Source organism: Nonomuraea sp. AD125B (assembly GCF_041402765.1).
Lineage (GTDB): Bacteria > Actinomycetota > Actinomycetes > Streptosporangiales > Streptosporangiaceae > Nonomuraea > Nonomuraea bangladeshensis.
In genome coordinates this window covers 558,540-569,223 of the sequence record NZ_JBGLOU010000003.1, presented here as the reverse complement: position 1 = coordinate 569,223, position 10,684 = coordinate 558,540, and the positions used below count along the sequence as shown (strand labels likewise).

General features: G+C 72.1%; 14 protein-coding genes. 6 read left to right on the top strand and 8 right to left on the bottom strand.

Annotated features, from left to right (window positions below; genetic code table 11):
• Together ACBR40_RS11735 and ACBR40_RS11730 are read right to left on the bottom strand one after the other, a co-directional pair.
• A partial coding sequence (locus tag ACBR40_RS11735) for a protein kinase (RefSeq protein ID WP_371248675.1) occupies positions 1 to 2,055 on the bottom strand: 2,055 nt, incomplete at its 3' end.
• 97 nt (positions 2,056 to 2,152) lie between these two features.
• A complete protein-coding gene (locus tag ACBR40_RS11730; protein WP_371248674.1) occupies positions 2,153 to 2,656 on the bottom strand; it encodes a shikimate kinase in 504 nt (167 codons plus the stop codon).
• A gap of 37 nt (positions 2,657 to 2,693) precedes the next feature.
• On the opposite strand from ACBR40_RS11730, the gene ACBR40_RS11725 reads away from it, so the two are divergent.
• Both ACBR40_RS11725 and ACBR40_RS11720 read left to right on the top strand, forming a co-directional pair.
• On the top strand, positions 2,694 to 2,975 hold the full coding sequence (locus ACBR40_RS11725; RefSeq protein WP_020543898.1) for a hypothetical protein: 282 nt from the start codon (positions 2,694 to 2,696) through the stop codon (positions 2,973 to 2,975).
• A 13-nt stretch (positions 2,976 to 2,988) separates the two neighbouring features.
• A complete protein-coding gene (locus ACBR40_RS11720; protein ID WP_344206557.1) occupies positions 2,989 to 3,372 on the top strand; it encodes a ChaB family protein in 384 nt (127 codons plus the stop codon).
• Between the two features lie 21 nt (positions 3,373 to 3,393).
• Here the strand turns inward: ACBR40_RS11720 and ACBR40_RS11715 are convergent, their stop codons facing one another.
• Both ACBR40_RS11715 and ACBR40_RS11710 read right to left on the bottom strand, forming a co-directional pair.
• Positions 3,394 to 5,220, bottom strand: coding sequence for a transketolase (locus ACBR40_RS11715; RefSeq protein WP_371248673.1), 1,827 nt, complete (start codon positions 5,218 to 5,220; stop codon positions 3,394 to 3,396).
• A 73-nt stretch (positions 5,221 to 5,293) separates the two neighbouring features.
• Positions 5,294 to 5,890 carry a nucleotidyltransferase gene (locus ACBR40_RS11710; protein WP_344206559.1) on the bottom strand — a complete coding sequence of 199 codons (597 nt, stop codon included), beginning with the start codon at positions 5,888 to 5,890 and terminating at the stop codon, positions 5,294 to 5,296.
• Between the two features lie 70 nt (positions 5,891 to 5,960).
• Between ACBR40_RS11710 and ACBR40_RS11705 the strand changes: the two genes are divergently transcribed.
• Positions 5,961 to 6,446, top strand: a complete 486-nt coding sequence (locus ACBR40_RS11705) for a DUF1360 domain-containing protein (RefSeq protein ID WP_344206560.1) — start codon at positions 5,961 to 5,963, stop codon at positions 6,444 to 6,446.
• A gap of 95 nt (positions 6,447 to 6,541) precedes the next feature.
• On the opposite strand, the gene ACBR40_RS11700 is transcribed toward ACBR40_RS11705, so the two are convergent.
• The 3 genes from ACBR40_RS11700 to ACBR40_RS11690 form a co-directional block, all read right to left on the bottom strand.
• Positions 6,542 to 6,805 carry a hypothetical protein gene (locus ACBR40_RS11700; RefSeq protein WP_344206561.1) on the bottom strand — a complete coding sequence of 88 codons (264 nt, stop codon included), beginning with the start codon at positions 6,803 to 6,805 and terminating at the stop codon, positions 6,542 to 6,544.
• Positions 6,806 to 6,977: 172 nt separating this feature from the next.
• Entirely contained in the window at positions 6,978 to 7,985 is a 1,008-nt protein-coding gene (locus ACBR40_RS11695; protein WP_371248672.1) for an SDR family oxidoreductase, read from the bottom strand.
• An 8-nt stretch (positions 7,986 to 7,993) separates the two neighbouring features.
• On the bottom strand, positions 7,994 to 8,251 hold the full coding sequence (locus ACBR40_RS11690) for a hypothetical protein (protein WP_344206563.1): 258 nt from the start codon (positions 8,249 to 8,251) through the stop codon (positions 7,994 to 7,996).
• A 56-nt stretch (positions 8,252 to 8,307) separates the two neighbouring features.
• Between ACBR40_RS11690 and ACBR40_RS11685 the strand changes: the two genes are divergently transcribed.
• The 3 genes from ACBR40_RS11685 to ACBR40_RS11675 are packed head-to-tail and all read left to right on the top strand — an operon-like array spanning position 8,308 to position 10,337.
• Complete coding sequence (locus ACBR40_RS11685; protein ID WP_344206564.1) at positions 8,308 to 9,318, top strand: DNA topoisomerase IB; 1,011 nt, start codon at positions 8,308 to 8,310, stop codon at positions 9,316 to 9,318.
• 46 nt (positions 9,319 to 9,364) lie between these two features.
• Positions 9,365 to 9,613 (top strand): BON domain-containing protein, encoded by a 249-nt coding sequence (locus tag ACBR40_RS11680; protein ID WP_329590726.1) that lies wholly within the window; start codon positions 9,365 to 9,367, stop codon positions 9,611 to 9,613.
• Entirely contained in the window at positions 9,606 to 10,337 is a 732-nt protein-coding gene (locus tag ACBR40_RS11675; RefSeq protein ID WP_344206565.1) for a metallophosphoesterase, read from the top strand. The genes ACBR40_RS11680 and ACBR40_RS11675 overlap by 8 nt, the downstream gene beginning before the upstream one ends.
• A gap of 164 nt (positions 10,338 to 10,501) precedes the next feature.
• Here ACBR40_RS11675 and ACBR40_RS11670 read toward each other — a convergent pair whose 3' ends face one another.
• Complete coding sequence (locus tag ACBR40_RS11670; protein ID WP_020543887.1) at positions 10,502 to 10,651, bottom strand: GPGG-motif small membrane protein; 150 nt, start codon at positions 10,649 to 10,651, stop codon at positions 10,502 to 10,504.
• Positions 10,652 to 10,684: the final 33 nt, after the last annotated feature.

Below are 10,684 nucleotides of genomic sequence, written 5' to 3'. Positions count from 1 at the left end.
GACGGAGCTGCGGGTGTCCACGAGGGTGACGCCGGCCCGTCCCGCGACCGCGAGCAGCCGCCCGTCCGGGCTGAACGCCATCGGCGGCGCCGCCGGCTCCGGCGTCCGGGGCGGCCGGACCGTGACGGTGGCCGTACGGGTGTGTCCCGCCAGCTCCCACAGCTCCACCCGCCCGTCGGGGAGCGAGAGCGCCGCCCGCGCCCCGTCCGGGGACAGCGCCACCTCGCGGCCGGTGACCTCCAGCAGCACCCGCCCGCCCCGGTACACGCGGGTGCGGTCGCCGCGGCTGATCGCGTACACGGCGGCGTCGCCCGGCGTCCGGCCGGTGGCGAGCTCGAACGGCCGCCCGTCCACGCCCTCGGCGAAGCGCCCGTCCTCACTCAGCGCCGGGTTGCCCGGCGGCAGCGCGTGGCGGGCGGTCTGCCGCCCGGCGACGACGTCCCACACGGTCACGCCGTCGGCGTCCCTCTTGACGAGCTCGTCCCCGCGCAGCAGGTAGCGGGCCCGCGAGTCGGGCGCGGGATCGGTGAAGACCCCCAGCTCCGGCTGGACGAGCGAGGCCTGCAACGCGGCCCGCGCCTCGAACACCGGCGACAGCCGCCAAGCGGCCACGCTCAGCCGCATCGCGGTGCGCGGGTCCGACGACCGGAGCGCCTCCGCCCGCGCCGCCACCGCCCGCGCGTTCGCCTCGACGAGCCGCCCGCGCAGCTCGTGCTGCCCCAGCACGGACACCACCGCCATCGACACCGCGACGGCCAGCACCCCGGCGGCCACGCCGAGCCCCGGCACCAGCAGCCGCCTGCGCTGCTTGGACAGGGCGACGCTGCCCGCGATGAAGTCCCGTTCGAGCTGGCTCAGCCGCAGGTGGCGGCGTTTGACGGCGGCCCAGCCGAGCGCGGTGTCGAGCGCCTCGCCGCGCAGCAGGTGGCCGCGCCCGCGCCGGTGCGCCGACCAGCGCCCTGCGGCCTCGCGGATGCTCCGCAGCACGATCAGGCTCTCGCGCTCGTCGGCCACCCAGCCGCGCAGCCGGGGCCAGGCCCGGTAGAGCGCGGCGCTGGCCGGGGCCACCCGCCCGTCGCCGACCGCCACCAGCTTCCCGACGGGGGTCTCCGCGGGCGGCACGCGCACGCTGCGCCGCACCACCAGCCCGGCGGCCAGGAGCGGGCCCAGCACGTCCCCCTCGTCGTGCGGGCTCTCGCCGTCGAGCAGCCGCAGCAGCAGGCTGGGCACCTGCTCCTGCTGGGCGGGGGTGAGCGACTGGTACGCCTCCTCCGCCCGCTCCCCGAGCGACCGCGGCCCGGCGTGCCCCTCCGGCGGGCGCAGCACCACGGAGGCGCCGATCCGCAGCCGGGACGCCTCGGGCCGCTCGGCCGGGTCCTTGGCCAGCGCGCTCCCGACCAGCTCGCGCAGCCCCTCGGGCAGGACGTCCAGGTCGGGATCGACGGTCAGCAGCCGGTGCATCACCCCGCCGAGGCTCCCCCCGGCGAACGGGTCGTGCCCGGTGGCCGCGAAGAGCACCACCGCGCCCCACGCGAACACGTCGGCCGCCGCCCCCGCCTCCCCGCAGGTCAGCGTCTCGGGCGCGAGGTAGGTGAAGGTGCCGTCCACGGTGCCGGCGGCGGGCAGCCCCAGCTCGATGACCTTGGGGCCGTCGGCCGCCAGCAGCACGCTCTCCGGGTTGAGCCCGCGGTGCGTCAGGCCCGCCGCGTGCAGCGCCTCCAGCGCCTCGCCGAGGGCGTCGGCCAGCGCGAGCAGCTCCTCGCCCGCGTACGGGCCGTGCAGCCCGACCGCGCGCCGCAGGTCGGGACCGTCGACGAATTCGGCGACCACGTAGGGGACCCGGCCGTCCACGCCGACCGCGACCACCTCGGCCAGCCGGGGACACGAGACCCGCTCGTAGCGCCGGCCGGGGGCCTCGCCGCGCGGCACGGTGACGACATGGCGGCGGCCGTCGTCGTCGTAGGCGTCGTAGACGACCCCGCGCCCGCCCGCGCCGAGCCGGCCCGCCAGCCAGAAGCCGCCAAGCCGTTCGGGGTCGCCGGGCACCAAGCGCATACTCACTAGCGTTTAGATGCGTGGCGCGCGTGGATGGTTGACGAGAGGGACGCCACAGGCCCCCCGCGCGCCTCGGGGGGCCCATGTGTCATGATCATTATGCCAGGCCGCGCGAGCGCAACTCCCTCAGCACCTCGTCGCGCACCTGCTCCGGCCGCAGGACGCCCACGTCGCATCGCATGTCGGCAATCTCCTTGAAATAGGGCTCGCGCCGGGCCCGCATGACCTTGGGGTCGAAGCCGGGGCGGTGGTCGCTCGACTTCATGCGCTCGGCGAGCACGGAGTCGTCGGCGTCCACCCACACCACGAACACCTCGCGCAGCGCCCGGCGCACCTCGGGGTCCTCGACGGTGCTGGCGGCCGCCGCGATCACCTTGGGCTCGCCGGCCAGCTCGATCAGGACGTGCTGGGCCTCGTAGCGGTGGAGGGCATCGGCGCCCTCGCGGGCGACGATCTCTTTGGCGGTGCCGCCGTGGCGGGTCCGCAGGAAGGGGTCGCTGTCACTCAGGGGGAGGTGGAGGGCGTCCGCGATGAGGCGACCGGCGGTGGTCTTACCCGATCCCATCAGCCCGATCACCACGACTGGTTTGTTTTTCGACATGTGGATAGAAGTTCCTCGTGTCAAGGAGGTAAATCAGATGACCATCGCCGGAAGCATCATCCTCATCATGCTCGGCGCGATCCTCACCTGGGCCGTCGAGTTCGACCTCGCCGGTCTCGACATCAACGTGGTGGGGGTCATCCTCATGCTCGGCGGTCTGGTCGGTCTCCTGTTCGGAATCTACCGGATCACCGTGACCCGCAGGGCGGTCGGTCCGATCGACGAGCCGGTGCACCGTCACGACATCGTCGCTGAGCCCGAGACCCGCCGCACCACCGTGTACGAGGAACGCCGCCGCTACGACGAGCCGCCCCTGTAGGAGGTGACAGGAAATGCCGGGAGTCGAAGAGCTGCCGTCGACGATCAAGCGTTCGCCGAAGAAGGCGCAGCGCACCTGGATCAAGGCGCACGACAGCGCCGTGGAGGAGTACGGAGAGGGCAGGCGCGCTCACATGACCGCGTTCGCCGCGTTGAAGCACTCCTTCGAGAAGGTCGGCGACCACTGGGAGCCGAAGTCCGAGAAGGGCCCGTCCGACCAGGGCGCGAAGGACCGCTCCGGCCGCACGGCCGAAGGCGTGGACGCCAACGCCAGCAAGGAGCATCTGCAGGACGTGGCGAAGCGGCTGGGCGTGCCCGGCCGATCCAGGATGAACAAGAAGGAACTGGTCGAGGCCATCAAGAAGGCCAACAGGAAGGCCACCGCGAAGTCGCGGTGACCTTCCCCGTACCGGGCCTGATCACAACAGTCGCTTGACCGCCGCGACGATGGCGCGGCGGTCAATGCGTGCGTCGGCCAGTTGTTCCTCCGGCGTCGCCGAGGCGGGCAGCCCGGTCACCCCGAGCTGCACCACCCGGGGCCCGAGCTCGCTGACGGCCTCCAGCACGGCGTCGCCGAGCCCGCCCTCCGGCCGGTGGTCCTCGACCGTGATCAGGTTGCCGGTGGTGGTGGCCGCCTCGGCCAGCGCCGCCGCGTCGACCGGCTTGATCGAGTACAGGTCGATCACCCCGACCGGGACGTCGGCCTCGGCCAGCTCGTCGGCCGCCGCCAGCGCCTCGTGGACGGTCACCCCGGCCGCGACGATCGTGGCCCGGTCCTCAGCCGAGCGCCGCAGCACCCGCGAGCCGCCCACGGGGAAGCGCTCGCCCGGCTCGTAGATCACCGGCGTGGCGCCGCGCGTGGTGCGCAGGTAGGACACGCCCTCCAGGTCGGCCATCTCGGCCACCAGGGCCGCCGCCTGGTTGGCGTCGCAGGGGTAGAGCACGGTGCTGCCGTGCACGGGCCGCATCATGGCGAGGTCCTCCAGCCCCATCTGGGACGGCCCGTCCTCGCCGATGGCCACGCCCGCGTGCGAGCCGACCAGCCGGATCGAGGCCCCGCTCACGCCGGCCATCCTGATGAAGTCGTAGGCCCGGGTCAGGAACGCGGCGAACGTGGCCGCGTACGGCCTCCACCCGCGCACCTGCAGCCCGACCGCGGCGGCGACGAGCTGCTGCTCGGCGATGTACATCTGGAAGAAGCGCTCGGGGAACGCCTCGGCGAACAGCTCGGTCTTGGTCGAGTCGCCCACCTCGCCGTCCAGGGCCACCACGTCGCCCCTGGCCGCGCCGAGCGCCGCCAGCGCCTCCCCGTACGCCGTCCGCGTGGCCACCGCCTCACCGACCTTGTACGCCGGCAGCTCCAGCGGCCCGTCCTCGAAGCGGAACGGGGCCGGGGCCTCGTCCGGCACGTGCACCTCGACCCGCAGGTCACGGACGCCGCCCAGCTGCTCGACGGCCGTGTCGGGGTCCTTCAGCGCCTTGCCGTGCGCGCCCTCGCGGTTCTCCACCTCCAGCACGCCCTCGCCCTTGCGGGTCTTCGCCAGGATGACGGTGGGGCGCCTGCGGGTGTTGGAGGCGTCGGACAGCGCGAAGTCGATCTGCCCGGGATCGTGCCCGTCGATCTCGATCGTGTGCCAGCCGAACGCGCCGAATCTCCGGGCGTAGGCCCCGGTGTCCCAGCCGTGCCGGGTGGGGCCGCGCTGGCCGAGCCGGTTGACGTCCACGATGACGGTGAGGTTGGCCAGGCCCTCGTCGCCGGCGTGCTCGGCGGCCTCCCATATCGACCCCTCGGCCAGCTCGCTGTCGCCGCACAGCACCCACACCCGGTACGGCAGCCGTTCCATCCGCGCGGCCAGCGCCACCCCCACGCCGACGGGAAGCCCTTGGCCCAGGGAGCCCGTGGCGACGTCCACCCAGGGCAGTCGGGGGGTGGGGTGCCCCTCCAACCGGCTGCCACGCTTGCGGAAGGTCAGCAGCTCCTCGTCGTCGATGGCGCCGGCCGCCTTGTAGAGGGAGTAGAGGAGGGGGGAGGCGTGCCCCTTGGAGAAGATCAGGTGGTCGTTGGCCGGGTTGCCGGGGTCGGCGAAGTCGTAACGCAGGTGGCAGGCGAACAGCACCGCCATGAGGTCGGCCGCCGACATCGACGAGGTCGGATGGCCGGAGCCGGCGGCCGCGGCGGCGCGGACGGAGTCGACGCGTAGTTGCGCGGCCAGCTCGGCCAGGTATTGAAGATCGCGCTCGGGCATCTTGACCTCCTCGGAGACGGGTTCCGCCCCGTCTACCCGCGTCGGCCGCGTTAACGCCGTGCGCGCGCGTCCGTCAGGGCCACTTGGAGTCGCCGGAGGGCTCGACCGGGCCGTTGAGCACGCCGAGCCGTTCCAGCAAAGTGATGAACGTGGCCGCGTACGGGGAGTCCTCCGTCACCGCGGCCACCCGCGGCCAGTCCACCTGCTCGCGCAGCGCGCGCACCTGGGCCAGCAGCGCCCCGTAGTCGCAGGCGTGCTCCGACAGCGGCAGCAGCCACGAGATCACCAGGTCGGTGGCCTCCAGCACGGGCACGATCACGGCCGACGCCTTCAGCGGCTCGGCCCGGTCGAGCAGCTCCTCGGTGATGTCGAGATCGGACACGCGGAAGATCAGGTCCACCAGCCGGCCCTCGTCGTAGGCCTTGACCAGCCAGTCCTCCGGGGGCTTGGCCGTCTGGAAACCGAGCTGGCGCAGCGCGTCCAGGGCGGCCGGCACGTCGTGCTCGGTGAGGACGAAATCGACATCATGGAGGGAGGGGGCGGCGCCTCGGGCGTAAGCGGCGCAACCTCCGGCCAGCGCGAACTTGACCCCGGCGTCCTTGAGCCCGGAGCTGGCGCGCTTCAAGGTGTCGAGGATGGCGTCGGTGACCTCGTGACCGTGGCTGCTCATAGGTTCGGGCTACCCAGCGGATGGTCAAGTAGACGTTGGATGCGGCCCTTGCCGGGTAGTCACAGGCCCTATGACGGAAATCCTGGAGAAGACGGAAAGGGCCTATGACGGCGGGCAGAATCGTCCGCTCCGCGGCTACCTCGGCATCCTCGCGGCCTACGGCGGCACGGTGGCCGTCGCCGCCGCCGTGGCCGGCCTGGCGAACCGGCGCGTCCCCGACCGGATCGGCATCCTGGACCTCGCGCTCATGGCGGCGTGCACGCACAAGGTGTCCCGGCGCATCGCCAAGGACCCCGTCACCAGCCCCATCCGCGCCCCCTTCACCCGGTACGAGGGCCAGGGCGGGCCCGCCGAGGTGCAGGAGAGCCCTCGGGGCGCGCTCGGCGAGCTGCTGGCGTGCCCGTTCTGCCTGGCGCAGTGGGTGGCGACCGGGTACGCCGCCGGGCTGGTCATCGCGCCGAAGGCGACCCGGCTCATCGGCGCGACGATGACGGCGGTGGCGGTGTCGGACTGGCTCCAGCTCGCCTACGCCAAACTCATGAAGTCGGCCGAGTAGCCCGCACGCTTCCCCCACGATGAGCCCCGGCGCGGGCCCCGATGCGGACGGGGGCCCGCGCCGGTCCAGCTCTCCGCCTGTTCGACGCCGCCCGCCTACCGCTGCTCGTCCGGGGGCCCGCCCGCCTTCAGCCCCAGCTCGGCCAGCTCGCGGCGCAGCGCGTCCAGCTTGCCCAGCACCTCGTGACGGGCCGGCTCCAGATGCTCCTCTGCCTGCCGGGTCAGCTCGCCGACCTGCCGGCCGAGCGCCGTGAGCCCGTGGCTGACCTCGTTCCTGAGCTCAAGGAGCTCGGCTCTCGTTCCGGCCATCCGGCTCCAGAGGCCGTCCCCGCCGCCCGGCGGCTCCGTCGCTGCGTTCACGCGCTCCCGCCTTCGCGCTCGCATGAAGGGACCCCGGACCCGTCCCGGGCCGGGGTCCCGCCGTCCTCGCGAGCCTATGGTGGCAATCGCGCGCATCTCTGGCGATCGGCGAACCGATCAAGAGGTGTGCTTTCATCCCTCTGGGGAGGAAAAATCTGGACCTGCGAGCCGCTTACCTGCGGCGCAGCAGTGCCAGCGCGCCCGCCGCCGCAGCGCCTCCGGCCAGCCCCATCAGGACCGGGCGGCGGTGCTGCGAGAGCCAGAGCTGCGGGCTGCGCGTGGTCGAGCGCCGGTCGAACGTGCCGTGCGCGCCGTAGTCGGTGTCGTCGTCGGCCGGCTCCCACAGGTTGGACACGCCGCTCGGCGGCTTCTCGTCGGTCTGCTGCGACTGGATGCCGGTCCGCGCGAGGTAGCGGTCGACCAGCGCGGGCGCCACCCGCTGCGCCATGAGGGTCGCGGCGGTCATGCCGCCCACCCAGTATTCCTTGCGCTCCGGATGCTCGGCCGCGAACACCACCGCCCTGGCCGCGACCTCCGGCTGGTAGATCGGCGGCACCGGCTGGGGGTGCTTGCGCAGCTTGCTCAGCACCCACTCGAACTGCGGGGTGTTGACCGCCGGGAGCTGGACCACGGTGATCCTGACGTTGCTCCCGTCGGCCAGCAGCTCGGTGCGGACCGACTCGGTGAAGCCCTGGATCGCGTGCTTGGCCCCGCAGTACGCCGACTGCAGCGGGATGGAGCGCTGCGCCAGCGCCGAGCCCACCTGCACGATCGCGCCCTGGTTGCGCGGGCCCATGAGGTCCAGCGCCACCTTCGTGCCCCACACGTATCCGAGGTAGGTGACCTGGGTGGTCCGCTCGTACTCCTCCGGCGCGATGTCGGTGAAGCGGGCGAAGACGGTGGAGAAGGCCGTGTTGATCCAGACCGAGATGGGGCCCATCTCCGTCTCGATGCGCTCGGCCGCCGCGCGTACCTGCTCGTAGTCCGCCATGTCGGTCTCGTAGACCTGGCCGACGCCGCCCGCCGCGCCCACGTCGACCGCGGCCGCGCCCAGCCCGGTCGTCCCGCGCGCCAGCAGCGCCACCTTCGCGCCCTGCTTGCCCAGCTCGCGCACGACCGCGCGGCCCACGCCGCCGCTCGCACCCGTCACCACGACGACCCGCCCGCGTAGTGATGCCATGGAACCGATCAGCCCGCCTCTCCGTCTCGGCCCTGCTTCTGACGTCGTACGGCGAAGATCATGTCGACGACCGTGACCACGGCGAGCGCGACGGCGATGCCGGTGATGACCGGCGCCTGCGCGATGAGTCCCAGCACCGTGAAGGCGAACAGGAACACCAAAATGAACGAGCCCACCCGGATGTGCACCACGTCGCGCGGGGTCGCCGGCACCATGGCGTGGCCGCGCGAGGACCGTTCCTCGTGCCATTCTCCCTTATCAGCCATGCCCGCTCCTCTGCCCTTCTCGTTTGCCCATTAACGTCCTGGGTAGCCCGCCTGTCGTGCCCGAGCTGCGTCCTAGCGATCACAGTGAGCCGGGGATCGTCCGGCGACGCCGGGGACGCGGGTTCAGCTACGCCGACCCCGACGGCATGCCCGTCCGCGACGCCGAGACACTGGCCCGGATCAAGGCCCTCGCCATCCCTCCGGCCTGGACGGACGTGTGGATCTGCACCGATCCGCGCGGCCATCTGCAGGCCGTCGGCACCGACGCGGCCGGGCGGCTCCAGTACCGCTACCACGACCTGTGGCGCGAGCAGCAGGACCGGGCCAAGTTCGACCGGGTGCTGGAGGTGGCCGAGCGGCTGCCGGAGTTCAGGAAGACGGTGGACGAGCAGCTGCAGGGGCGCGGCCTGACCCGGCAGCGGGTCCTCGCCGCCGCGGCCCGGCTGCTGGACATCGGCTTCTTCCGCATCGGCGGCGAGAGCTACGACAGCTACGGCCTGGCCACCCTGCGGATGGAGCACCTGAGCTTTCACAAGGGGTACGTGGTCTTCTCCTACCAGGCCAAGGGCGACATCCCGCGCGAGGTCGAGGTGGCCGACCCGGGGGCGTGCGCGGTGCTGCGCTCGCTGAAGCGGTCCGGCCCCAAGGAGGGCGAGCTGCTGCGCTACCGCCGCGACGGCGACTGGTCCGACGTGCGCAGCGAGGACATCAACGACTATCTCAAGGAGATCATCGGCTACGAGGTCACGGCCAAGGACTTCCGTACCTGGCACGCGACGGTGCTGGCGGCCGTCGGGCTGGCGGTGTCCCGTCCGGCCGGCAGGGCGGGGCCGACGAAGAAGAAGAGAGCCGTCACCCGCGTCATGCGGGAGGTCGCCGAGTACCTGGGCAACACCCCCACCGTGGCCAGGGCGTCGTACGTGGACCCGCGCGTCATCGAGGCGTACGACCAGGACAGGACCATCGGCGCGGCGCTGACCGAGCTCGGCGCGGACGCCGACTTCGGGCAGCTCGCGACGGCGGGACCGGTGGAACGGGCGGTCATTGACCTTATTCGTACCGTTTGAGGCGTTAATGCACGGGCACGCGACGACAAAGCGAGGAGGAGAGACGATGGAAGCTCCGCAGTACGTCGCGGCCCGCGTCCAGGCGGCGCTGGCCGAGGACGGGCGCACGCACGAGCTGGGGATCCGCGTGGACATCCGCGGCGACCAGCTCTTCCTGCGCGGTCAGGTGAGCGGGGCCGAGCAGCGCGAACGGCTCGGCCTGGTGGCGCACGAGGCCGCACCCGACCTGCGCGTGCACAACGAGATCATGGTCGTGGAGGTCACCGAGCCGGGGGAGGACGAGCATCTTGACTGAACTGCGCATCGCGGCCGTCGGAGACATCCACCTGGGCGAGGACGTCCGCGGCCAGTACCGGAAACACCTGGAGGGCATCGAGGAGCGGGCCGACGTCTTCATGCTCACCGGCGACCTCACCCGGCACGGCACCCTCGAAGAGGGCCGGCTGGTGGCCGACGAGCTGCGCGGCCTGCCCATCCCCACGATCGCCGTGCTGGGCAACCACGACTACCACTCCGACCTCCAGTACGAGATCGCCGCGGCGCTCCGCGACGCCGGCGTCATCGTCCTCCACGACGACGGCGTGGTCATCCAGTGCGGCGAGGTCAAGCTGGGCGTGGTCGGCGGCAAGGGCTTCGGCGGCGGGTACGCGGGCAAGTGCGCGAGCGAGTTCGGCGAGCGCGAGATCAAGAACTTCGTGGCCCACACCCGCTACATCGCCGAGGCGTGGAAGGTCGCGCTGAAGGAGATGACCGCCGACCTGAAGGTGGTGCTCTCGCACTACTCCCCCGTCAAGGAGACGCTGGAGGGCGAGCCCCACGAGATCTACCCCTTCCTCGGCAGCTACCTGCTGGCCGAGGCGGTCGACACGGCGGGTGCCGACCTGATCCTGCACGGGCACGCGCACAAGGGCAGCGAGAAGGGCATGACGCCGGGCGGCATCCGGGTGCGCAACGTGGCGCTGCCCGTCATCGGCCGCGCGTACGCGGTCTACTGCCTGGGCGAGAACGGCCACTGCTGAATTACCCGAGTATCGGACGGCGAGGGCGCCTATGGCGTCCTCGCCGTCGTCCGGTGAAAAACGTGCGCTCTTATTTCAGCAAACAGGCAAGATGGAGCCGCTGGACCGGTCTCGGAGATCGGCCCAGCGGCGTTGCCGAACGGATGTGCGGGCGGCCTGCGCCCCTAGACATTGAAGATGCTGACGCCACCCGGGCCGACCAGGAACCCGAGGACGATGAGCACGATCCCCCAGAGAAGGTCGCGGCGGGCCAGGATCACATAGATCCCGGCGATGACGAGGATTACTGCGATGATCCAGAGCAAAGTAGCCATGGCCCCTCACTGCCCTCAGCCGCGACCCCATAA